This is a genomic window from Xanthocytophaga agilis, assembly GCF_030068605.1.
Lineage (GTDB): Bacteria > Bacteroidota > Bacteroidia > Cytophagales > 172606-1 > Xanthocytophaga > Xanthocytophaga agilis.
The window spans coordinates 173,859-200,067 of sequence record NZ_JASJOU010000017.1; the positions used below are offsets into that span (position 1 = coordinate 173,859).

The window sequence follows — 26,209 nt, forward strand, 5'->3', positions numbered from 1 at the left end:
TTTCACTTTCAGATATAACCATCTGTTTATCAATTCACAAGGCATGTATTTTTTAAACTTATCATTACGAGCAACAACTATAAAATCAACAATACATCTATGATTTCCATTTTAATAGCTGCGCGCAATGAAGAAGATTCTATTTTAAAATGTCTGCAGTCTCTCAATCAGTTAACTTTTCCCATAGATCAGTTGGAAATATGGATTGGGGACGATGACTCTAATGATCTCACAGCAACATTGATTTTGGAATATATTCGCGATAAGCCGCATTTTCACTATAAGAAAATTACTACCAATTTAGGTATGGCCCGGGGAAAGGCTAATGTACTGGCTCAATTGATTCGTTTTGCCAAAGGCAGTTATTTTCTCATTACAGATGCGGATGTAACGGTTCCTCCAAACTGGATAGAGGTTATGCTGAGTGCACATACACCTGGTATAGGAATTATTTCCGGAGTAACAGTACCTCAGCCTGTTACACTTTGGACTGCAATGCAGGCTATTGACTGGGCACAGGCACTCTGTATGATTTATCACTTGTCACATTGGGGAATACCGATCTCAGGTTTGGGAAATAATATGCTGGTAACCAAAGAAGCCTATAAGGCAACAGGTGGATATGAAAACATGCGGTCTTCTATTAGTGAGGATCATCAACTGTTCAAGGCTGTTCTTAAAAAAGGATATGGCTTCCGGCAACTTTTTGCAGTAGACTGTCTGGTAGAAACACAGGGGTTACCAACCTTTGATAGCCTTATCAATCAGCGAAAACGATGGATGAATGCAGCCATGCAAACGCCATGGTATATCCGAATGCTGACATTACTCCCTCTTTTCCTACTTCCTGTTATTGTGGTGTCCTTTATCACTCAACCTTTCACTAGTCTACTTTCATGGATAGGATTGTTAATAATCCAGGGCGTATTGACATTCAGTTGTGTATATAGATTAAGAGCTCTTCACCTGTATAAGTATGCCTGGATTTATCCAGTATATTTTCATTTTATAACATTTTCAACACTTATCCAATATGCTCTCGTATCACCAACATACTGGAAAGGACGCAGATATGAACTTACAGAGATCGCTTAACTTCTCTACTAAAAAAGACCTGATTTTTCCAAGTCTGTTCACATAAGACAGCCACTAAACTATTCTTTGTTTGTAAGGTAAATTAAATGGTAAAACTTTAACAAAAACAAGCTCTCAGACATAAGAACTTAGTCTGTAGCTTGTTGCCATTATACTTTTTCACTTGCATATTCATTAGGTGTTTTTCCAAATTGTTTTTTAAAGCAGCGCCCAAAATAGCCTGGGTCATTGAATCCAACCTGATAGGCCACTTCTGAAACTGTGAACTGACTGGCTTTTAGTAGTTGAGCGGCTCGCTGAATGCGAATGTACCGGATAAAGTCACGAGCAGATAAATCTGTCAGACTTTTTAGCTTTCGGTAAAGCTGCATCTGACTCATATTTAATCCTTCCTGCAACTGTTCTGCATCAAAATTGGGCTCATCTATATGTTCCTCTATCAAAGCAGTAGCCCGCTGGAGAAACACTTCATCTAATGAGGTTACCTTCACGTTACTAGGGCGTAACCAAACCTCCTGACTGAATGCCCTGCGTAGACGATGACGGTTTTCAATTAGATTATGAACCCTACTTTTTAACAAAGCGGCAGTAAAGGGTTTGGTTATGTAATCATCCGCACCTGCATTAACCCCTGATAGCTGATGAGCCTGGCTGGCTCTTGCTGTTAGTACTACCAGCGGAATGTGACTGGTTTTTTCATCTGCCTTTAGGAGTTGACATAGTTCGGGGCCTTCCAGCCCAGGCATCATCCAATCTGTAATAACCAGATCAGGTAAATGTTGTAATGTCAGTTCCAGTGCCTGTTGTCCATCAGAAGCTTGCAGCACAATATAAGAGTCTGTAAAACAATCGGCCAGATAGCTACGCAGATCAGGATCATCCTCTGCAATCAAAAGAATGGATTGAGAATTGGTACCAGTCAAACTTTCTATTGACGGGGTTAGTTGGTGAGTGGTCTGATTGAGAGGTACATCTGGAAAAGACGCTATCCACTCCGATGGAAAATCGGTACTAACAATAGGGAGTGTAACAACAAACTGGCTGCCTATACCTTGTGTACTGAAAGCAAATATAGTCCCTCCCAATAACTCTGTTAATTCTCTCGTCAGCGCCAAGCCTACTCCTGTACCTAATGGATTAGGTGCTTTTCCCTGATAAAACCGTTCAAAGATTCGGGGTAGTTCATCAGGAGCAATTCCAGCTCCAGTATCACTAACCACCAGTTGCAATTTGTTTTCCCGAATGGAGGCTTCTACTGTGACCAGACCACTTTCCGGAACAAATTTTAGGGCGTTGGAAAGCAGATTGAAGATGATCTTTTCTGTAATATCCGCATCATACCAGGCCTGACGGAGGGTAGGGTCAATTTGTAATTTTAGTTGAACCTGTTTGGACTCGGCCAATTGCTCAAAGGAACGAATACTATTTTCCAGATGCTGATACATGTCGCCCTGACTTATTTGTGGTCTGAGAGAGCCACTTTCAATTTTGGAAAGATCCAGAAGCTGACTGATTAACCGAAGCAGACGGTTTGCATGCCGGTTCATCAGACGAAACTGGTGTTGCAGCCGTTCAGGAGAAGGTAATTCTTCTGTCAGCAGCTTTTCCAGAGGAGTAATAATCAGTGTGAGCGGAGTCCTTAGTTCATGTGAAATATTGGTAAAAAAGCTGGTTCTGACCTGATCTAGTTGACGAATACTATCTGCCTTTAGCTCCTGGATACGAATGTCTGCTTTGAGTTTTTCACGAATGCGCACAATATGACGAATGAGTCCAAGAATTATTAATAAAATAGTCAAATATAGAGCCACCGCCCAACCGGTTTTGAACCATGGTGGTTGAATAATCACCTCCAGTTGCTTTTCAGGTCCCCAAGGCTGACCACTTTGTGCAGCTTTTAGTCGAAACACATATTGCCCTGGAGGAAGATTGGTATAGGTTGCATTTTCCTGGTTTTCCAAATAATTCCAGTCCGGATCAAAGTTGTCCAGTCGGTAGGCAAACCGGATGTGTCTATTACGACCATAACTCAAGGCACCGAATGTGAGGGTAAATACGCTTTGTTGAGGAGTCAGCACTAGTTGACTGGTTTGTGAGAGTGCTTTTTGTAAGGGATCACCAGAAGCACCAATACCCACTGGTCTGTTGAACAGTTTTAATTCGTCCAGGTACGCCTTGGACGACGGCGGAACTTCAGTAAACCGTTCAGGATGTACAATGAGTAGGCCTTGTGTGGTTCCGAAAGCCACCTCACCTGTAGGCATACGGGTACAAGCCAGGTTCGTAAATTCAGCAGAGGGTAGTCCATCTTCTTCATTAAATACAACCATGTGTTCATTTTCTATTGTCAGGCGGGTAAGTCCACGAGTGGTGCCTATCCATAAATTTCCCAGTTGGTCTTCTGTGATGCTGTTGACTACATCACCTGACAACCCTTGTTGGCTCGTAAACAAACGAAACTTGCCATTAGTAGAAAGAAGACAATTCAATCCTCCTCCATTTGTTCCCATCCAGAGTTTGCCTGATTTATCCTGGTAAAGGCAGGTAATGTGGTCATCACTTAGACTACCGGCTTTAGCTTTGGCCTGATAATGAGTTATCTGACCACTCTGAGGATTCCATCCCACCAGCCCATAGGTATAAGTGCCAAACCACAGCCATCCTTGCTTATCCTCCAGTAAGCAGGTAATAGTCATGTTTTGTTTCAACTTAAACAGGTTGAAAAGATTTACCACCTGTTCCATTTTTTCGGTAAGTGGATCATATACATACAGCTTCAGGTCATTGCGCACCATCCAGATTTTACCGTTTCTTCTTTGGGCAAAACAGAGTACATGTCGTGCAGCCTGTTCAGAAACAGGGATGACTCTGATCGTTCCATCTCTTTTGTATCGTACTACTCCTCCGTTCCAATAGCTGGCATACACATCACCCTGATAGTCTGTAAAGAGAGTATATACATCCTGTGTGTTAAAGGCAGATGGTGCAGACACAGTAACCATAGATTGACTATCATCCGAAAACCGTAAAATACCTCGCACAGATCCTATCCACAAATCCCCTTGTAAATCTGTAGTCAGTGCTGAAACTTTAGAAGCAAGCAACCTTTGGGTACCAACCAGATTGGGCTTTATGATCTCAAACCTGTTGGGTTCAGCATACCGGACATTTAGTCCTCCCTCCCAGGTGCCAGCCCACACATTGCCTAACTGGTCGGTAAGAAGACATTGAATAGCATGGCTGCTTAGACTATGTTCGTCAGCCGGATCAGGATAAAGGCCAATCCAGTTTGTTGGATTGCCATTGGGTAATATACGGATCCCATCATCCGTTCCGGCCCAGATAGAATGTTGAGCATCTTCAGCGAGGCATCTTATAAAATTACCTTTCTCAAATACACCCGGCTCGTCAAATACTTTTATAAATTGACCACTTTCTTCTATAAAGCGATACAGGCCTCTGTTTTTAGTACCTATCCATAGATTTCCACGATAGTCACGTAACAAGGCTTTTATATTAAAATCTGTTCTGGAGTGTGACTCAGCAGGCATATGAAAAACTTCCCATCGATTCTGGCCCTTGGGCAGATGAGCCAGAATTCCATTTCCCATCCCAAACCATAACGAATGGTCCTTGTCTGTCAGGACAGAAAGGATTGACGCATTTCCAACAGAAGAAGTGTCCAATCGATACTGACTTACCTGTCCGGTTCGGGTATCTACTACTAACCATCCATAATCTGTTGTTCCAGCCCAGATTCGTTGACGATCATCTTCGGCCAGGCAGTTAATAGACCAATGACTTACATCTATACCAGATGATGTTTTAGCATAATGAGTAAATGTTTTTCCATCAACATTGAGCCGATGCAACCCTCCATTGATGGTACCAAGCCAGAGTTGACCGTTTTTTCCTCCTCCCAGTGCTGTTACATCACTGCTTTGAAGGCTTCCAGGTTGTCTTGGCTGTCGGTGATACAATTGAAAGGTCCTTCCGTCATACCGGTTAAGGCCATCCCGGGTGGCAATCCAGATAAAACCGTCCGAGTCCTGATAAAGGGCATGAACTGTACTTTGAGACATTCCCTGACCGGTACCCAGATGTTCGAAAGAAATAGGACGTGTAGAAACGGACTGTCCATCTGACAGGATCGTCCCTAAAATGTACATGACAAAAGTCAAAAGAGGAAGTGTGGTGCGCCACAAAAAACTGATCGTTCTCAATGGAATTTCCCTTTTAAAGTGGTAAGTCCAAAGTAGGAACAACAACCGAATTAACCTAATCTGATAGCACTTGTTTAACTAAAAAAACAGATAATTGCAAACTGAGTACGATACTTTGCAAATGGCGTCCCATACAAAAGTAGCCTTTCCAGCTACTTTTGACCATATCAAAGAAATACTCTTTCAGGAAGTGCTTCTAAAACAAGTACCTATAATCGATTAAAAACCATACATCAGAACTGTTCAAGTATGTCACTGTTTAAAAAACGAATGCTTTGGCGACTCCCCACAGGAAGGTTTAGCTGGCTTTGGGCAATGGAATTTGTACTGATAGGTGTTTTGGTTTTTATCATCCTGCTTTCTGTCTACCTATGGTTCTAATACAATCCATGGTTTCAGACTTGGTTGATTTTCCCTATGCTTTCTCATCCTATTCTGTTAGTATTTCCGTCGCTCTTATCTTTCCTTTCTGTAGAAAAGACGCCTGTTGCTGTTAGGCCAGTGATTCTTTCTTGCTATAATCAGAAAGGTTCACTTGGTGGGCTAACCGTTCAATGTTAAAGAGTGATATTTTTTACCACTTTATTTATCTAACAGGAATGAAAAAAAGACTACTTTTTTTTAGCTATTTGGTATATTCTCTTGGCTATCCCTTACCAAGCTATGTATTATATCAGTATTCTCGGAATGTGTCTCCTTATTACCTGTATGGCATCTGCCCTATCTCTGGTCAGAAGAGATCTCTTTTGACAGCTTTCCATACATTGTTTAACGACATGGAACTCATGTTTAAAGCTGTCTCCTCTTTAACTTGTTTGTTGCTATTTGAATGTTGTACATCTGGGGAGGAGGCTTGCTTATGAAAGATGAATGTTTAATTCGGTCAGCTTTTGCCCAAAATACAAAGAAGGGTTGTGAGCTTTTGTTTCGAAGATACTACGCCAACCTGTGTAATCATGCCTTGCGGTTTGTACACTCCAGAGAGGTGGCGGAAGATATAGTCGCTGAAGTGTTCGCTGTTTTTATACAAAACAGAACATTTGAGCAAATTACGTATTCATATCGTGCCTACCTCTACAAGTCTGTACGGCATCGTGCTTACAATTACCTCAAATGGAATGTAAATCGTACAGCTCCACTGGATGGCATCAATATGCAGGCAGTAACTTCTGCCTACAATCCCTTTGAAACATTGCACTTCAATGAACTATATGCACATGTAGAACAGGTGGTAGAGCAGCTTCCTGCACAATGCCGCCGGGCATATGTCCTCAAACGAGTAGAAGGTAAAAGCCTTGAAGAGATTGCCACAGAACTGGAGATTACTTCAAAGTCAGTAGAAGCGCTGATTACACGTGCTCTATCCCGGCTTCGCAGTAAGCTTAAAAATCACTGTTTTATGTAGAACTACTATAGCTCGATACGAAATAGTAGAATGGGCTATGGGGATTAGCTCCCAGGAATTGTCTTATCTGTCAAAAACTCCACTCCCACTTCTATGTTTAGAGCGAAAAACATACAATTGCAAACTGAGTACGATACTTTGCAAATGGCGTCCCATACAAAAGTAGCCTTTCCAGCTACTTTTGACCATATCAAAGAAATACTCTTTCAGGAAGTGCTTCTAAAACAAGTACCTATAATCGATTAAAAACCATACATCAGAACTGTTCAAGTATGTCACTGTTTAAAAAACGAATGCTTTGGCGACTCCCCACAGGAAGGTTTAGCTGGCTTTGGGCAATGGAATTTGTACTGATAGGTGTTTTGGTTTTTATCATCCTGCTTTCTGTCTACCTATGGTTCTAATACAATCCATGGTTTTGACACAAACTATAGGTTTGATACAGATTGAATCCACTCATGCTTTTTAGTACCACGTATATTCTCAAATTCTGATTTATCCAACTTTCCTTTCTGTAAAGAATAAGCCTATTGCTTTTCCACTGAGTACTTTCTTACTATGGAAGAAAAGCTTACTCGGTGAGCCAACCATTCATTGTTAAAGAGTGCAGTTTGTTTACCACTTTATCTATTTAACAAGAATGAAAAAAAGAATACTCATTTTTAGCCAGTTGGTATTTGCAATCTGCTATACCTCATCTGGCTATGCATTGCCCACCTACTTCCCATCTTTAGCAAATGTTGAAGTAAAACTAAAAGCAGATATCCCTGTTTCGGGTACTGTTCGTTCAGAAGATGACGCTCCGATGCCAGGAGTTAGTGTACTCATTAAAGGAACTACCAATGGCACTACTACCGACAAAGATGGCAAGTACCAGCTTTCAGTACCGGAAGGAGCTACATTGATATTCAGCTTTGTTGGATACCTGTCCCAGGAAAGAACTACAGATAAGCTTTCCATTATTGACATACAACTAGAGCCTGATATCCAGACGCTTGAACAGGTAGTAGTTGTGGGTTATGGCACCCAGCAAAAGAAAGATCTGGTTGGCTCTGTTGCTGTAGCAGGCCGCAAAGAATTTGGAGAGGTAAATGTGAGTACTGTGAACCAGCTGATTCAGGGAAAAATTGCTGGTGTCCAGGTTGTGAATAATAGTGGTGTACCAGGATCAGGTACCAACATTGTTATCAGAGGTACTGGTTCTTTTTCGAGTGTTGCCCCTCTATATGTTATTGATGGTATTCAGAGTGATGCCGGAACATTCAACTCATTGAGTCCTTATGATATTGAGAGTATTACTGTTCTTAAGGATGCTTCCTCTGTGGCTATATATGGAGCACAGGGAGCCAATGGGGTGGTTCAGGTAACAACCAAACGAGCTAAAAGTGGCTCTCTACGAATTTCTTATGATGGCTATTATGGCATTTCTCAGGCCTGGAAAAAACTGGATCTACTCAATGCAAGTCAATACATAGATCTGGTAAAAGATATCGCTGCTGCACAAAACACAAAAATTCCGGAGAAACTGAATACACCAGATGTGCTCATAGACCGTACGGACTGGCAGGATGTTATTTTTCGGACAGCTAAATTACAGGAGCATCACCTGAGTTTGTCTGGAGGAACAGATAAAGTATTGTACACCATAGCGGCAGGATACACCAATCAGGAGAGTATTGAAGTGGGGTATAACTTCAAGCGACTGAATCTACTAGTAAATCTGGAAGAAACTATCGGAAAGCATATCCGTTTGGGACAAAGCCTGAATATGCGTTATTCATTACGCACTGGCACTACTCCAGACTTCACAGCTGCCTTGCGTATGCCGCCCTATGCGCCTGTTTATGATCCAACCAATCTCGGAGGGTATTCAAGAGTAACGACCATCAATGACCTTAACGACTCTTTCAATCCATTAACAAATGTATTTCTACGTGATAAAAAGGATCGTAGCTGGCTCAATTATGCTCAGTTCTTTGGAGAAATAGACATTTTGAACGGATTAAAGTTTCGATCTCAGGCATCGCTCAATATTGGATATGGCAGTGGGTATGATTTCATCCAGGCCAATAAGAACGGTAATCTAACCAATCCAGATGGGATTATTGAAGGGTATGGATGGAGTCTGTTTCCATTACTGGAAAATATTTTGAGCTATAACAAGCACTGGGGTAAACATACTGTATCTGCTACACTAGGAAATTCGTATCGCGATCCTGGCGCAGCCCGCTCGGTTAGCCTGGCGGGAAGTGGGTTTAATAACTACGATATTACCCAGATTGGTGTGGTAAGTAAAGCAAACCTGAATCCTGCCGGAGGAACAGCCGCAGGAGCAGCCACTTCGGCTCTGATATCTTATTTCGGGCGTGTCAATTATTCTTTCCGTGATCGATATCTTTTTTCTTTTACCTTGCGTAGGGATGGAGTCTCTGTGTTTGGGCCCAGCAAGCGTTTTGGCAATTTCCCCTCTGTAGGCTTAGGCTGGAAGGTCAATGAGGAACCGTTTATGAGTGGTCTTACTTCCGTGTCATCCTTGAAGCTTCGGGCTAGTTGGGGCAAAACAGGCAATGCCAGTATTCCACCATTTTCGTATGAGCCACTAGTCTTTAAAGGTGTCGCCAATAACATTGTCTATTCTCTGGGACCTGACAAAATTTATGTAAGAGGTGCAACTATTGGCGCTGCCTCCAATCCTAATTTAGGCTGGGAAGAAACTACACAAACCGACATAGGAATAGATCTTGGCTTGTGGGAAGATCGATTGAATCTGACCGTGGATTATTATAATCGGCAGAATGATGGCTTGCTGGTGAATGTAAATATTCCTCCTTCTACAGGTGTAGGAGGTACCGGGTACATTCCGACTGCTATTCTCACCAATGCCGCCTCAGCATATAACCGTGGCCTGGAGGTAAGTGCTACCTACAATGGACAAGTAGGTCCGCTTCAGTTTAGTATTAGTGCAAATGGAGCCTATAACAAAAACCAGGTAACTACACTCGGCACTCAGAATGCTGTACCAATCACTGGGGGTGGCTATGCTGGTGTGTCTGCTATGACCCGTACAGAGCCTGGTCATCCGATAGGAGCCTTTTATGGGTACAAGACAGATCATGTAGCTATCAGCCAGGCTGATGTTGATGCCTACAATAAACTGGCACAGGAGCGTTCAGGTGGAAAAAGCACTGTCTACCAGGCTAATCTCAAACCAGGCGATATCATCTTCCAAGATCTGAATAATGATGGAGTGGTAAATGAAAAAGATCAGACATTTCTGGGAAGTCCTATTCCGAAATGGAACTATGGAGCAAATGTAAACCTGTCGTATCATTCCTTTGACCTGATGGTTTCTTTACAGGGCATTGGCGGAGTACAGACTGTGAATGCACTCCGTTATTGGACCGAAGGCACTACGCGTCCTTTTAACTCCAGCACAGCTGTATTGGATCGCTGGCGCAAAGAAGGAGATATTACATCCATACCCAGAGCCGGTCAGAATGCTAACAGCAATCTGAACCTACGCCCTTCAAACCGCTTTGTAGAAGATGGCTCTTACCTGCGGGTGCGGAACGTAACACTGGGATATGGGATACCATCTGCTGTATTGCATCGATGGATGGGTAGTGCGGTCTCCAGTATACGCATGTATGTAACAGCTCAAAACCTTTTTACCATAACCAAATACAGTGGATATGATCCTGAAGTCAGCGGACAATCGTTCCTGTTTGCACGTGGCATCGATCAGGGGCAATATCCTCAGCCGCGTACATTCCTGGTAGGTTTGCGACTCGGTTTCTAATGAGTGTACTTCCAATTCGATTAATCTGCTTTGACTTTTCACCTATGAAAAAAATAACATTATTCCTGCTAGCAGCTGGACTTTTACTGGCTAGTAGCTGCTCAAATGATGCGCTTGATATAAAAAATCAAAATGCCTATAGTGATGCTACCTATTTTAAAACAGCTACTCAATTCAACGAAGCTGTTATTGCAACCTATTCTGTATTCCTGCATCAGGGCATGTATTCCCGTGACTGGTATTTTCTATTTGATTTACTAGGTAACGATGCCGAGCGCGATGCCCCATTATTAGGGGACTTACTACAGTTGCACGATTATAGCTATGGTACTACCCAACAACAGATAACTAGCTTGTGGGGGTCACTCTACCGCATGATCTACCGCGCCAATCTGGTAATTGACAAAGCCGGACAATGGTCGCCAGAGCTTCCAGAAGAGATAACTAAAAAGAATCAGTACCTCGCGGAAGCTCACTTTCTGAAAGGGTTTGCCGAGTTTCAGCTAGTTGCATTATGGGGACGAGTACCACTCAGACCAGATTACTTTAGTTCAACAGCTTATGCGGCTCCGCGAGCCACGATTGCCGAGGGTTGGGAAGTTGTGGAAGCAGACCTGAAGGCAGCTATTGAAGGTTTGCCTTTAACGTATGCCAGTGCAGACCTAGGTCGTGCCACACAAGGCGCTGCCATTGCCTTGCTTGGCAAGGCCTATCTGTATCAGAAAAAATATGCTCTTGCTTCTACTGAGCTGGAAAAACTTACCAAGGCGCCTTTTGCGTATGCGTTAAATCCGAATTTTGACAATCAGTTTTCTGAAAGCAATGGTACGAGTCCCGAAACGGTTTTTGATATACCTCATAAATGGGTAGATGCTGCTACCGGACAACAAACCTATTATTTTGGTGGACAGGAAGCATGGGGTGGACTTGCCACCCACTCAGGTCGTGCACAAGAGTATGGATGGAACGATTGGCGAAATGTATTTATTTCCAACGCTGCCGTGCAGGCGTTTACCTATTTGGACGAAGAGGGAGAATCCTATACAGATCCTCGGGCAAAATTGACTTTTTATGGAGATGCTGCCAGTGGTGGCGATACAGATTTCTGTCAGACATGTCCTGCCAGCAAGATAACTCCACTGCCTTCCTATGCAGCCAACTCGCCCAATGGCGGACCATTCCCCTACCCGTTTGAAGCAGCAGGATATCGGTGGCGTAAGTATGAAAATTATGAGGTGGTAGAACAGTTTGGAGGTCCACAAAGTAATATCAATTCTCAGGTAATTCGCTTTGCTGATGTACTGTTGTTACTGGCAGAGTCCTACATCCAGCAATCCAATATGGAAGCGGGACTACAACTGATCAACCAGGTGCGTGCTCGTGTGAATGCTTTCCCTTATACACAACTGGGTAACCAAACCGAAGCGATGAAGCTGCTGATGCGTGAAAGACAACTGGAACTATGTGGTGAACAATCCCGCTGGTTTGATTTGAATCGCTGGGGTATTGCCAAACAGACTATCAATCCTGAAAAACAGGCAGCTATTGGCTCACAACCATTAACAGACAAGTACTTACTGTTACCAATTCCCGAAGCTGAGAAATTAACTAATTCGGCTGTCGCAAGTGACATTGCGGACGATTGGAATTAAGAAAAGGGGGTTAAAGGGTATGTAGCTGGTCTTGTATCAGTTGCATATCCTTTTGTTTTTTACATGGACAAAAGTGTACATACCCACTACTACTGATAGGATATATGAGTTTGATCCTTTCCTAACTCCTTTATTATACTATTTCAATAAAGTACTTTACCATACTTTGTGTAGTTTACCGACTTATGAATAAAAATATAGCATTTATAGTAACCCTGTTATATAGTTGTGCTCTCTTTGCACAGGAAATATCTCCTCTTCCCAAAAACGAAATACATTTTAAAGCCAGTTGGATTGCCCCTCCCAAGGTTTCTTTGACCACCTATGGCGTTTATCATTTCAGGAAAAGACTAGAGTTAGCATCGAAACCGGAGGCATTTGCCATCCGGATTTCAGCGGATAACCGTTATCTGCTGTATATAAATGGAGTATCTGTACTTTCCGGTCCCCAACGGTCTGACCTCACACATTGGAGGTATGATACATTGGATATTGCCTCGTATCTTCATAAAGGCAGCAATAGTATTGCCATTCAGGTATGGAATCAGGGAGAAGGAATGGCATGGGCACAACTGTCATTGCAGACAGGCTTGTGGGTAGAAGGTATTGGAGCAGCCTCGATTATCAATACGGACACGACCTGGAAAGTAATTAAGAACCAAGCCTATAGCCCCCTTATCAGTACATTACATATTACCGGACCATTTGATCAGATTACAGCTGAAAAATATCCGTGGGGCTGGCAAGATCCAGACTATGCCGATGATACATGGATGTATGCGATTGAAACAGAAAAAGCCATTTCTGAAAAAGCCATTCCTGTTCATCACGCCAACGCATCAGAAAGGCAGTTGTTGCCACGTAACATTCCATTTATGGAAGAAAAACAACAGACCTTTGCTCATATCAGAAGAGCCGAGGGAATAGCAGTGGACGACAGATTTTTAAGAGGTGATCATCCATTATATCTATCTTCCCAACAAAAAGGTACACTTCTGATTGATCAGGGTGTATTGACAACAGCCTATCCGCAGTTAGTGGTAAGTGGAGGAAAAGGGTGTACAATAACTGTTACCTATTCGGAAGCATTGTATGCCGATACAAATGGAGGAAAAGGAAATCGCAATAAAACTGAAGGTAAACATAGCAAGGGAGACAAGGATGTATTTATACTAGATGGAGGAGACAAAAGACTTTTCTGCCCATTGTATTACCGCACTTTTCGGTATGTAGAACTCAAGATAGAAAATGCTCAGTTTCCATTAACCATTCATACGTATAACAGCCGTTTTACAGCCTATCCATTCATTGAAAAAGCAAGATTTGCTTCCAGTGATACCAACTTACATGCCATTTGGGAGGTGGGTTGGCGTACAAGCCGCTTATGTGCATTTGAAACCTATATGGATTGTCCCTACTATGAGCAAATGCAATATATTGGGGATACCCGTATTCAGGCACTAATTTCATTGTATGTTTCAGGAGATGACAGACTGATGAAAAATGCGCTTGAGCAGTTTGATCAGTCACGTATTCCGGAAGGGCTGACCCAAAGCCGCTACCCTTCTGGTAAGAAACAGATTATTCCTCCATTTTCTCTTTTCTGGATTGCTATGCTGCATGATTACTGGATGCTAGGCAGTGATCCGGATTTTGTAAAGCGTTTTTTACCAGCAGTCAATGAAATTATACAATGGCATAGCAAGTATGTAAACCAGCAACACATTCTAACTCAAATGCCCTACTGGAACTTTGTGGACTGGCCTAAAGAGTGGCCCTGGAAAGGAGATGAAAATATAAGTGGTATACCTGCCGGAGCATTGGAAGGGAACTCTGCAATTTTAACCTTGCAATATGTCTACGCCTTACAAAAAGCAAGGGATTTGTATTATGCTTTTAGTAAGGTTGAAGAAGCAAAAAGACTTGAGCAACTCGAGGAAAAGATACGAATCACTACCTATAAAACATGTTGGGATCAGACAAAAGGAATGATGGCGGATACGCCTGAAAAAGCAGCGTTTAGCCAGCATGTAAATGCATTAGCAGTACTAACAGGCACTATTCCCCAAAAAGATGAAAAGAAGGTACTACTTCAAATAGAAAAAGACACCAGCATCATTCAGTGTACTCTCTATTACCGCTTTTATTTGATTCAAGCCTTTAAAAAAGCTGGCCTGGGTAACGAATACCTCCGACTACTTACCCCATGGTATCATATGATAGATTTAGGCCTGACCACTTTTGCAGAACGCCCAGAGCCTACCCGATCGGACTGCCATGGATGGAGTGCCAGCCCTACCTATGATCTTCTAGCTACTGTATGCGGCATAGAGCCTCAGCAACCAGGATTTAAGCGGGTACAAATAGCTCCTAACTTTGGCAATCTGCAATGGATTCAGGCAAGTATACCTCATCCTGCAGGCAAGATTGCTCTTCATCTCGAAAAAAAGGGCAAAACGATCAAAGGACAAATAACCTTACCCCAAGGAATTGAAGGAGTACTGATCTGGCATTCTAAAACAATGATATTAAAAGGAGGGACACAAAAAATCCAGTTGAATGGAGACTAGAGTGCCAGAGAAAGTAAAAAGACTGTATATTTATCTTTTGTATTGTGAATAGTTTACCTATTGAGGTATAACTCATTCATCAGGAAAATAGAAGAGACTTCAGCTAAAACACCTCAATTTTCTGATAAGATGCAAACGTGCTGCTTAAGTAATCCGGAGGGTGTTGATAGCCGCAACCCACTCTGACTTATGGCATTTGGTACAGGCCTCTACTGAATGTATGGCTTCTATAACACGGCCACAATAGGAACAAGCATAAGGTTTATTGTTTGGTATAGTCCGTACTTTTTGTATGTACAGTTTAGGCATGACAGGTAATCCATATCTAACCTCTTCTTCCGGGTAATAGAAAAAGCTAATAGTCCCATTGGTTTCCAGAATAGCCGTTTTGATTTGTCCCAGATGCTCAATATTCTGCTGACGCATCTCCGCAAAAAATTCATCTTTGGCATATTGGGCATCTTTGTCATCGGTCAGTATAAATTCTCCGTCTTCAATAATGTAGATAGGATCACCTTCCAGCATACTCTCTATTTTTTCACTTTTGCTTGTGAGCCAGATAATAACCCGATAAAATACCAATACGGTTATAATTACAATCAGCGAAGGGAGAATAGCTGCATCTTTACTAAACATAGGATCGCCCGCAGCAGACCCCAGCGAGATAATAATTGCTACCTCAAAAAGGGATAACTGACGAATTCCTTTCTTACCAGACAAACGCAAAAAAGTGATTACCAACAAGAACATAATAAATGTTCTCACTATTATTTGTACTACGATTGTCCAATCTAAATCTTTTATAAAAACTTCTGCCCATTCGTTCTGCATAGTATTTGAAAACTTTATAAAATTATCTATTAAAGGCTTTAATGATATATGCCCTCACCTTTTGGATAAAAAGATGTACCTGAGTAATTCTGCAAAAGTGAATATGTTTTGAATCGGTTATAAAATTCAGCCTACCCACTTTCCACAAAACACAGAGTCAATACTTTATATTTTGGGGAATAAGCAGACATTTTTTGGAAAAGGTTATACTATAAAAATCTTTTAAGTTCTGCTATTGATTTTATCATCAGAGGAAGAGCTGGAGAAACTAACTGGGAAGTACATCGCAGAACTAATCTTATTCGCTTCAACATGTTTACTGCCAATAGCTATGTTATGGCTATGGAAAGGTGGAGTAAAAGACGGAACGGGAGTTGCTGACTATCATAGCCTGTCTCCTATTCTCTCATCAAATCTGACTGTGAATCCTAATCTGAAGCAGAATTCTGAAGCAGAATACAGGTTACTAATCCGTTAGATTTTCAGTTCTCGTTCGCCATCTACCATTGACATCTTCAAAAACGTATTATAAAGACTATACGCTTATTCATTCGGTATTCAGCCAAATAGCTGGACCATTTTCTCCATTGCACCTTCACCATGCATCCATTGTACCATCTCTAGTGATGCTTGAGCCTCTGCCAGACCTCTTCTCTGCATCTGTTTTTCATAGGCAGCAATAGCAGATTGTACATTATTAAAGTTTCCTGTAGTAAGACATTCGCTTAATTCCAAAGCATCCAGCATAGCTAAATTTACACCCTCACCAGAAGGTGGCATGATGTGGGCTGCATCTCCCAGCAGAGTTATAGTTGAGTGTGCTTCCCAGGTCTGATCCAATGGGACACAATATTGTGGACGGATTAGTAGTGGCAAGCTTACATTTTCGAACAGTTCGAACCATACATCTGCCCATCCGGCAAGCACTTTCTGGCACCATACCATCAGTTGGGATCTGTCTGTAAAATCGATTCCACTGTTTTTCACCCAGTTTTCGTCTAGTTGACTGCTCATATAAAAATCAATGCTTCCATCCCCTTTTGAAGATATATGTAAATACTTTCCGCCACTGTGCACATAGATTTTTCCACCCTTCAGTAATCTGTCTATAGTGGGGGCTTTTGTTCCTGCATCTTCCACATTTCCCTGAAAAATTGTAATACCTGCATAAAAAGGCTTAACAGATGTAATAACGGAACGAACTTTAGAATTAGCCCCATCTGCTCCAATTACAATATCAGCAACAGCCATTGATCCGTTTTTGAATTCCAGTTTCCAACCGTTACCACTTTGTGATAGAGCCACTAAATAACTGTTCCAGACAACTGTATCAGGTTTGAGAGAAGCTAACAAAATATCTCGTAAATCTCCCCGGTCAATTTCCGGTCTGAACAATTCATTACCGAAACCTTGATTTGAGTCCTTAGTATGTTCGTCATAAACTATGTTGGCATACTGATCAACTACACGCCCTTTTTCAGCACCAGGTCGGTAAGCATGTTTGAACGCTTCTAATAACCCTGCTTTCGCTATCGCGTTCAATCCTGAATCATAATGCAGATCCAGGGTGGCACCTTGCACCCGTACATCTTTGGTAAGATCTCTTTCATACACTTTTACATTTACTCCTTTCAACTGTAAAAGTCTTGCGAGCGTCAAGCCACCAGGACCACCGCCGATGATGGCTACTTGTTTATTTTCTAACAGCATTTCTTTGTTTTCTGAATAAGTAATTTTTAACTGCTCACAAAATTCTGTATATCTTTAGGATTAAAATAGCCGTATTTGCTACTAAAATAGTCGTAAATGAAAATATCAGTTATTGATAAGCAAGGATCAGGCATCGCACTGCAATTTGCCAAAGCTATTGGGGCAACTATCAGCGGACGTTTTATATACATTCCGGAAAGTAAAGGGTCAGGTTATATCACCGGCTTTTCGTGGGGAAATGATATGAGTGTCATGATCCGCAATTATCACCTGAAAGAGGATATTTTGATTGAACGGACAAATGAATTCGCTGAAGGACAAGAAAATGTTGTTTTTTTACTGAGTGGTGTTTTTCCCTCACTCATACAGTCTGACGAACACTTATCAACCGAACAAGCAAATATCCTAATCTGCAGGCAGGGTGTTGCTGCCGTTATGACTATGCCTTCGAACACCCTATTTGGAAGTGTAACAATCCGGGTTTCCCGACAATACCTGAATCAGCTTTTTGAACAACTAGATCATCCGGTAGTAGCCAGTGTTTTGGAAGCCAAAGACAACTTCGTTTATGAAACCAGCCTATCCTCCCAGATCATACATACCACCAGTGATATGTTGCACCAATCCGTTCCGGAAGCTCTTGAAAGTTGTTACTACAAGTTGAAATGTGAAGAATTGTTATGCTATATCTTTGCGATACTGATGCAACGTGAGGCTGTATCTACAAGTGTTATGCATATTGAAGATATTAAAGCTATTTATGCTGTTAAAACTCATTTACAATCCCATCTGAATGAACCTCCACATATTGCAACTCTAGCAAGGGAAGCAGGTATGAGTCAGCCCAAACTGAGAAAGCTTTTCAAACAAACTTTTGGAAAAGGGGTCTTCGACTATTACCAATCAGTACGAATGCAGGAAGCTGCCAGATTGCTTAAAGAAAAACGGCTAAGTGTTTCTGAGGTAGGTTACCTGTTAGGATTTACCAATCTTAGTCATTTTTCAAGAGTTTTCGAAGAATATATAGGCATCAAACCCAAAAGGTATTCCAGCGAACAATAAGAATTTGCCAAATTCACCTATTTTACAGACCCTTTCTGATGCACTGTTAAGGGATAATTTGTGTAGTCAGATCTTGGATTTTCAACAGTTCACACACAAGCAGATAGGTTCTCTTTTTGAGATACGTCAATTTTGTATCATCGAGTCCATTTCAAATGCCATTGAGATCAACATTGCGGCTACTCATAGGCTATTTTTCCAGAATCATCACAAATCCTTCAAAATCACTGTAGATGCTTTTCTATTGATCAAGGTGCATGGAACGGACAATATAACTTTAATCATACAAAAAACAACATCATGGAAGAGACAAACATCACAATCCAGCATCCTTTAAGGAATGAAGCTAGTGAATTTAGTACAATGAGAGGAGGACATGTCGCTCTACGTGCAGCAGATTATGCAGGTATAGTTAAATGGTATCAGGAAAAGCTAGACTTTCGTCTTATACAGGAATGGCCATTTGGAGACTTACAACTGGCATTTCTCGCACCGCCAAACGACGATAACTTTTGTGTAGAAATACTTGGCGGAGGGCAACCCTTACCACAGCCCGACTATACTGACTTGAATGAAAGCTTACAACCTGCTGGTTACCATCACTTTTGTCTTGAAGTACTCAACATTGACCAAACGGTTGCTGAGTTGCGTCGAAGAGGGGTAAATGTGCTCGGTGAACCGTTCGATTTTCCTACCATTAGTAAACGCCTGGCTTTTTTTGCTGATCCTTACGGTAACCTTATTGAGCTGGCATCCAGATTAAAATAAGAGATTACATACCATGTAAGAACAATACCCAGGGTGTTCCCACATACTTTACCGGAATTCCACAAAACAAACCCTTACTAAAGAATAGTATGAAAAGTACTAGTTATAATCCAGAAACAATTGACTGATTGTCAGTTCTCTATTTCTGGTTATAACTAGTGTCTGGTCTGTAAAAACAAAATTATTTATCCCACCACACTTTAGAATCCAGATCATCGGCTCCCTGTCGTGAAATGGCTGCATCAACATTGGTTTTATTGACAGAGATTTCAGAATTTGGATAAGTCAGCCGATTGATGAAATTCCCTTTGATTGTTTTTCCTGGATACGGATTAGGAGTCAACGCAGGAAAGCCACTTCGGCGAAAATTTGCCCAGGTCTCTGGGCCGTTCAAAAACGAACTGATCCAGTATTGTGTATTGATCTGTTCGAGGGCTTTGCTAGCATCAAACGGATTGGCGTTCAGGTATGCATCTGCCTGTTGAGTAGTAACTGCGGAATTCGCATCAAACAAAGCCATCTGTTCCATATGCAATCTTACCCCTTTGTTGTATAGCTCAGCTACATCACCCGTAGTCCAGCCTCTTTGTACAGCTTCAGCCAGTAGAAGTTGGGTTTGTGAAGCCGTTACCAAAAAAGTAGGAGCCAATATCTTGGCCATCCGTGTTCTGTCAACCTGACTAAAATCATAAAAACTAGCTAAATTCAGTTCTGTTACTTTAGTACCAATGGTAGCATTATCGTAACCCATTGGCATGCCTACCTGAACAGAAGGATCTGTAGAGGCAATGGCCGCTTTCTGTTCGGGTCCGGATTTAGCTCCCACATAGCGCACGGCAATGGCTCTCAGGCGAGGGTCATTGGTGCTTTTCAACTGATTGACAAACGGAGCAGTCAGATACAGGTTTGCAGCCTCAGTACTATTAAGTGTAACACCAATAGGATTTGTATAGTTAGCATCATGCCGGATGATTGCATTATCTGCATTTGCATCAATGAGACCTCCCTCAATCGCCTTTACGGCAGTTTGCATTGCCAGTGCTGCATCGGCCTTCACTAATCGCATACCAGCCCGTAAAAGTAAGGAGTTAGCGAATTTTTTCCACTGAGTCACATTTCCCCCATACAATACATCCGCCGATTCGATGGGTTTGCTAGCATCCAGTGCTGTTGAGGCTTCATTTAACTCTTTGATGATATCTGTATAAATAGATTGTTGTGTGTCATACTTGGGATAAAGTATCAGTTCTGAATAACCTTTGCCTGCCTCAGAATAAGGAATATCCCCATAGGTATCTGTAAGTACCATAAAATTGTAGGCTTGCAGGATGCGGGCCATCTGAATCAGGTTTGGACGGTTTTCCAAGGTTGCCTTTTGGTTCAAAACATCCTGAGTGTGTCTAATAGCCGATTGGAAAAACTTAACCCAGTTTCCATTCGTCTGGTCCCGGTTGTCCTGATTAAAGTTAGCTCCTGTTACAAACCCAGAATTGGGTGTGACCAGTTGCTGGACAATACCCATTTCGTAAAGTATAGATGACTGATTGAAGGAAGAATTAATTACCGCATTGTTAAGACTAAACACCGGATTGATGGCTGTTGGATTCGTCTTATTGATATTGAGTTGGTCAAAACCATTCTCACATGAAACAAGTGTCAGGACAGACAGTATAAGAACTGAAAGTACCCGTACCATACCTGGAATTTTGGATATCTTTATAAATTGAGTATGCATTGTTTTGATTTTTAAGCAGGTTAAAAATACTTGAGTGAACGAATCAGAATTTAACATTGAGGTTAAATCCCAGACTACGGGTAGTAGGCAAACCTGTCATTTCAATACCGGAAAGGTTATCAGATGAATTGCCAAACGATTCAGGATCAATATTGTCTATCCATTTTTTCAGCATAAGTACATTATTAGCTACAAAACTTAGCTTAACTCCAGAAATGGGTGAATTTTTGGGTAAGAATTTTGAAAAATCGTATCCTACAGTAAGCTGACGTAATTTCCAGAAGCCTCCATTGTATACTACCCATTCCAAAATGGATTGTGTACGAAGAATGGAATAGTAATCCTGTGCATTGGCTTTTGCTGTATTTGTCTCTCCTTTTTCGTTTACTCCTACTCCTACTACCCCACCGTCTCTTCCTACCAGTGTGGCTTTATGCAATCCATGGCGATAGGCATTCATATTGGTGTTGGAAATTATGGTATTACCCAACTTAAAATCAATCAGAAAAGAGAGTGCAATACCTTTGTAATTAAAACTATTGGTGATACCCCCTACCCATTCAGGTAATGCACTGCCAAAACTGATCAAGTCAGTAGTTCGGAGAGGAAGTCCGCTGGAACCAAATACCTGTCGCCCTTGTTCATCACGTCTAAAACCGAAGGAATAGATCTGGCCCATTTCCTGGCCTACAACCTGACGCAATTCTCCTCCAAAGAAACCTGTTCCTACCGTAATTCTTTCACCGGGTTTGTCAGTAAGCAAACTCAATACTTTAGTTTTGTTGTGAGAAGCATTGAAGGTAATATCCCATTTGAAAGTAGATGACTGAACAGGGACCAGATTAACTAACATTTCCTGACCTACATTCTGGCTTTGACCACTGTTTACCAATGTATTTATATAACCGGAGGCATCTGAAACCTGAGCTGTCACAATCTGGTCAGTAGTTACCTTTTTATATATCGCAAAGTCGATGTTGACACGGTTGTTAAACAACTTTACCTCAAAACCCGCTTCTTTCTCGTCTACACGCATGGGTTTCAGATTGGGATTAGGAACTGTGTTACCAGATATGGTTCCCACTGGCTGCATAGAGCCTGAAGGATTGGCAAACAAGGCAGGGTTGATGTTATAAAATAAGTTGTTTGAGTAAGCAGGTACATCAGTGTCACTACCTACCTGAGCATAAGCGGCTCTGAGTTTGACAAAATTGACCCATTGTGGTAAACCATCAAACGAGTCAGACAATACATAACTCAGTGAAACGGATGGATAGAGAATGCTTCGATTGGCTGGGGAAAGAGTAGAGAACCAGTCATTACGTGCAGTCACGTTTAAAAACAAAAAATTCTTAAACGAAAACTCACCTGATCCGTAAAGAGAATTAACAGCTCGTTCTGTCAGAACGTAAAGGGGTTCTTTCTGACGGCTGTTCATGACAGTATACAGTCCCCGCACAACAAAATCCTGTACATATACAGAGTTGTAATCCTGACGTACATACAGCTGATTTCCACCAACATTAAGATCTATACCAAATTTTCCAAATGTTTTAGAAGCAGAAATCAGGATGTCTTTGTTGATTTCACGGAACCGGCGGGTTTCCTGTACATAGTTACCATTGACAAATCCTGCTGGTGCAGGAGATAGGAACGCGGTACCTGTGGGCGTGTTGTAATCCTGATCGCGTGACCAATAATCTTGTCCTACACGAGCCTGTACAGACAACCAGGACAGAATGTTGTATTTAACAGAAACATTGCCAAATATCCGGTCACGTATCACATTCTGAAAGCGTTCGGACAAAGTAAAATATGGATTAGTCCGATTGGTAAACCGTGAGTATACGGTTTCATTTCCATCGGCATTAAACTTGTTAGCCTCTAGCAAATCCAATGGCATGGAATTGGCAAGATTCATCAGGGAAGTTGGAATCGTCAGGTCTTGCTGTGAAATATTAGGTGCATTTCTGGTTTTCTCATTTGAGTAGTTAATATTACCTGCAAAGCTCAGCTTAGGGGTCAGATTATAGGAAAAACCCAGATTTATTATCTTCCGGTTAAACGAGTGGTTAGGTACAATGCCCTTGTTATCAATATTGGCAATGGACAAGTTCAGTCCACCTTTCTCACCATTGCTTGATAAGGCAACAGTATGTGAGATATTCTGTCCGTTCCGATAAAAATCACGAATGCGGTTGCGTACAGGGACATATGGTACAGTAATGTTGTTAAATAAAACCTGAGTCATGCCTGGGGCAAACTTTTCACCGAACGACCATTGTCCGGATGTAGGGTTAGCTGTGGTGGGTCGAACACCATTTTCTCCTTGTCCATACTCGTATTGATAGTCAGTAAAGTCTAGCGGAGTGTCATTGGTATAGTTGAGATTATACGAAAGACCAATTCCCTTTTTCTCACCTTTGGACTTGGTGGTAATCATTATCACCCCATCTTTGGCTCGTGATCCATACAGCGCAGCCGCGGTTGCTCCTTTCAACACAGTCATCGTTTCGATATCATCGGGATTGATACTGGATAATCCATCTCCACCATCTGATGTATTGGTAGCAATGCGACTGGCGATGGAGTTGTCGGCTCCACTATTCCCCTGATTAGAGCCGAAGTTGGTATTGTTGATGGGAACTCCGTTCACTACGATCAGTGGTCCGTTCTGTCCACCAATAGAGGATTGCCCCCGAATCCGGACTTTAGCTGTACCACCAGGACCTGTACCCAGCGATGAAATATTTACTCCGGCAATTTTGCCGGAAAGTGTATTGATAAAGTTAGGAGACCGATTCTCGCTGATTTGTTCGGCTGAAACTGTGGAAGTTGCATAGCCCAGTTTTTTCTGTTCTTTCTTGATACCTAATGCTGTAACTACCACCTCACCCAGATTGGTTAAATCTTCAGCCAGAGTAATTGTAAGCATTGTCTGGTTACCTACAGTCACGCTTTGAGTTACATAGCCAATTGAAGAAATTTCAAGTATAGCATTGGGAGGTACAGACAAACTAAATTCCCCTTTGGCATCTGTAATTGTTCCTATTCTTTCGCCTTTAACAGTTACGCTGGCTCCTATCAGGGGTTCCTTACTGGTACCTTCCAGTACTTTTCCCCTAATGGGGGTATTTTGAGCGAGTATTCTTGTAGAGCATACAAAGAAGATAAGTATGCTTAACACCAGCAACCTGGCATTAGTTGATAGCAAAATGGATGGCAAGCCATCTGGTAATTGTTTTTTCATAAAAGATTTTGCTTTAAAAGGTGTGAAAGTGAATTATTATCTAGATACTTTCAGGCAAAAGCCTAGCGAACCCACTAATCACAGGTAGCAGATCCAGGTAAGTCTTCTACAGGATCTTAGGCTACTTGTCAGATGTTGGATTACAGATGTAAATTGCTGATAAGTAAATAGTACGATTTGAAAAGTGTAAAACTTTTGCTTGTATGGTTGTCAACGGGATGCTTCAATTCAGTAGCTTCTTCCCAAAAAATAGAAATGCACAAAAGGTGTCTTTACAACACAATTTTCATTAAACAAAAGAAAGCCTTGCTGGAAGAGTCAAGCGAACAGTTTTTACTAATAGACTCCTTACCTATTTTTTACCTCAGGGAATAGAATTTAAACATGCTTTCAAGACGAATTACTACTGTTAAGACAATAACTATATACATTTTTCAAAGTGAAGATGGAACAGAAATAAAGACGAATCAAAGAAAATAACAATCTGCTGCTGATTTAGTAATGCCTGTTTATACACATACCTATTTATTTTTAACTCATTGACAATCTGGATCTACTATATACTCTCCCCTTACTGAATATTACTTTTTCTTTTAATATTTATATTTTCAATTATGTATACTCATTACTTGCAGCTAAGGATTACTATTCAATTACTAACTTAATTAACTATCTGGTTGACTTAGCGTAGATATCGCTGAGGTGAAACTTGCATAATAGCTTTAAATTGCCGGTTGAAGTAGGAAAGGCTATTAAAGCCCGACCGAAAGCAGGCATCTGAAACTGTAGTATCGGGTTTGTGCAGAACCTTACAGGCATATGCAACCCGGACTTCATTCAGAAAACGGGTAAAGTTTTTGGAGGTACGACTTTTAAAGTAACGACAAAAGGCTGTTTCACTCATATTGGCAATAGAAGCTACTTTAGCTACCGTAATCTTGGACTTAAAGTTTTCATATACATACTGCCGTACACGAGCCAGCCTATGCTCGTCATCGTCGTTGATATGAAAAAAGTAATCCTGATTGGTTAGGTAATCATAGTCCTGAGTTTCAGCCATGGTGAAGAGAATATCCAGCAACATCAGCAACTGGCGCGTTTCTCCCTGGGTATGCAGTGTTTCCAATACAGGTTGTAACGACTCTACCACATTGGGTTTAAATAACAGTCCACGACGGGCACGCTCAAACAGATGGCGCAATCTGATAGTTTCAGGCTTTTCGAGAAACTCTTTTCCGAGAAAATTTTCCTGAAACTGAAGCATTAGGCCATACGGATTTACCGTAGGGTTAGCTGCCTGATATTCTGGTTGTTCTTTGAATATATGTGGAAAGTTGGAACCCAGTAACACCAGATCCCCTTCTGCAAAGTCACGGAATGTATCACCAACCAGCGCATTCACCTTCCCTTTCATAAAATACACCAGCTCCAGCTCCGGATGGTAATGCCAGAGCGTAGTAAAACCCAATAACTCTCTGCGAAAGCTATAGGAACGATTAGCTTGTGGGGTGATTAGCCGAAACGACAAATTCATGTCTTCAATTTAACAGAATATGTCATACTCTGGTCTATTTTGCTAGAATAGTTCAACTAATGGCAAGAAAAATGAAAATAGGAGCATTAGGTTAGCGATTAGTCTGTTACGATAATAAGCTAAGTTGCCAACAATTCGAACCCTCATTCATAAGCTATTAAACCAATAAAGATTTTTTATTGAAGAATTTATCATAGATAAACTATCTACCCACTGAAAATAGAGTTTCCGTCCAAGCTTTCCTTTGCTAAAATATCATTGCAGCCAATACTGTTGTTCTTTGGTCTGGCCAGCTAATATACTCGCTTTAGATGAAGAAGTTTTAGATTCTGTAAATTAGTAAAACCCACCTATCTTTTCCCTCCAAGCCCATAGTTATGGTCACTGAAGAAGAATGACAGTAATTGTGTTCACTCAGTAAAAATATCTAAAGTATGGTCAAAATGACAATTGATGGCTGAGTGATCAAGCAACTGTTTAGCAAAGCAATTGACCATACTTAGAATCACTTTACAAAATGACTGGAACTCTGTTCACTTTTGTTTTTGACCATACTTCCGGTCGCTTTCAACTTT

14 protein-coding genes are annotated in these 26,209 nt (G+C 41.4%); 8 read left to right on the forward strand and 6 right to left on the reverse strand.

Translation table 11 applies throughout. The features are described 5' to 3' along the window. The first annotated feature begins 99 nt into the window (after positions 1-99). Positions 100-1,095 carry a glycosyltransferase gene (locus QNI22_RS33705; protein WP_314517986.1) on the forward strand — a complete coding sequence of 332 codons (996 nt, stop codon included), beginning with the start codon at positions 100-102 and terminating at the stop codon, positions 1,093-1,095. Between the two features lie 149 nt (positions 1,096-1,244). Here the strand turns inward: QNI22_RS33705 and QNI22_RS33710 are convergent, their stop codons facing one another. Then, positions 1,245-5,264, reverse strand: a complete 4,020-nt coding sequence (locus tag QNI22_RS33710) for a hybrid sensor histidine kinase/response regulator transcription factor (protein WP_314517989.1) — start codon at positions 5,262-5,264, stop codon at positions 1,245-1,247. Positions 5,265-6,177: 913 nt separating this feature from the next. On the opposite strand from QNI22_RS33710, the gene QNI22_RS33715 reads away from it, so the two are divergent. From QNI22_RS33715 to QNI22_RS33730, 4 genes are all read left to right on the forward strand, one after another. Beyond that, entirely contained in the window at positions 6,178-6,723 is a 546-nt protein-coding gene (locus tag QNI22_RS33715) for an RNA polymerase sigma-70 factor (protein ID WP_314517993.1), read from the forward strand. Between the two features lie 640 nt (positions 6,724-7,363). Next, complete coding sequence (locus tag QNI22_RS33720) at positions 7,364-10,522, forward strand: SusC/RagA family TonB-linked outer membrane protein (RefSeq protein ID WP_314517994.1); 3,159 nt, start codon at positions 7,364-7,366, stop codon at positions 10,520-10,522. Positions 10,523-10,566: 44 nt separating this feature from the next. Beyond that, positions 10,567-12,174, forward strand: coding sequence for a RagB/SusD family nutrient uptake outer membrane protein (locus QNI22_RS33725; protein ID WP_314517997.1), 1,608 nt, complete (start codon positions 10,567-10,569; stop codon positions 12,172-12,174). A gap of 185 nt (positions 12,175-12,359) precedes the next feature. Beyond that, positions 12,360-14,744, forward strand: a complete 2,385-nt coding sequence (locus QNI22_RS33730) for a family 78 glycoside hydrolase catalytic domain (protein ID WP_314517999.1) — start codon at positions 12,360-12,362, stop codon at positions 14,742-14,744. A 144-nt stretch (positions 14,745-14,888) separates the two neighbouring features. Here QNI22_RS33730 and QNI22_RS33735 read toward each other — a convergent pair whose 3' ends face one another. Next, positions 14,889-15,575 carry a DUF421 domain-containing protein gene (locus QNI22_RS33735; protein ID WP_314518002.1) on the reverse strand — a complete coding sequence of 229 codons (687 nt, stop codon included), beginning with the start codon at positions 15,573-15,575 and terminating at the stop codon, positions 14,889-14,891. A 235-nt stretch (positions 15,576-15,810) separates the two neighbouring features. Here QNI22_RS33735 and QNI22_RS33740 point away from each other — a divergent pair, with 235 nt between their 5' ends. Beyond that, complete coding sequence (locus QNI22_RS33740; RefSeq protein ID WP_314518003.1) at positions 15,811-16,053, forward strand: hypothetical protein; 243 nt, start codon at positions 15,811-15,813, stop codon at positions 16,051-16,053. Positions 16,054-16,133: 80 nt separating this feature from the next. Here the strand turns inward: QNI22_RS33740 and QNI22_RS33745 are convergent, their stop codons facing one another. Further along, entirely contained in the window at positions 16,134-17,285 is a 1,152-nt protein-coding gene (locus QNI22_RS33745) for an FAD-dependent oxidoreductase (protein ID WP_314518005.1), read from the reverse strand. 96 nt (positions 17,286-17,381) lie between these two features. On the opposite strand from QNI22_RS33745, the gene QNI22_RS33750 reads away from it, so the two are divergent. Then, on the forward strand, positions 17,382-18,347 hold the full coding sequence (locus tag QNI22_RS33750; protein ID WP_314518007.1) for a helix-turn-helix transcriptional regulator: 966 nt from the start codon (positions 17,382-17,384) through the stop codon (positions 18,345-18,347). 300 nt (positions 18,348-18,647) lie between these two features. Next, the gene (locus QNI22_RS33755; RefSeq protein WP_314518008.1) at positions 18,648-19,115 is read left to right on the forward strand and encodes a VOC family protein; all 468 of its coding nucleotides are present in this window, start codon (positions 18,648-18,650) and stop codon (positions 19,113-19,115) included. A 181-nt stretch (positions 19,116-19,296) separates the two neighbouring features. On the opposite strand, the gene QNI22_RS33760 is transcribed toward QNI22_RS33755, so the two are convergent. The 3 genes from QNI22_RS33760 to QNI22_RS33770 all read right to left on the reverse strand — a co-directional run bounded on the left by QNI22_RS33760 (position 19,297) and on the right by QNI22_RS33770 (position 25,634). Then, on the reverse strand, positions 19,297-20,850 hold the full coding sequence (locus QNI22_RS33760; protein WP_419836259.1) for a SusD/RagB family nutrient-binding outer membrane lipoprotein: 1,554 nt from the start codon (positions 20,848-20,850) through the stop codon (positions 19,297-19,299). Between the two features lie 43 nt (positions 20,851-20,893). Continuing rightward, a complete protein-coding gene (locus tag QNI22_RS33765) occupies positions 20,894-24,100 on the reverse strand; it encodes a SusC/RagA family TonB-linked outer membrane protein (RefSeq protein WP_314518009.1) in 3,207 nt (1,068 codons plus the stop codon). A 682-nt stretch (positions 24,101-24,782) separates the two neighbouring features. Then, positions 24,783-25,634 (reverse strand): AraC family transcriptional regulator, encoded by an 852-nt coding sequence (locus QNI22_RS33770; RefSeq protein ID WP_313980414.1) that lies wholly within the window; start codon positions 25,632-25,634, stop codon positions 24,783-24,785. Positions 25,635-26,209 lie beyond the last annotated feature (575 nt).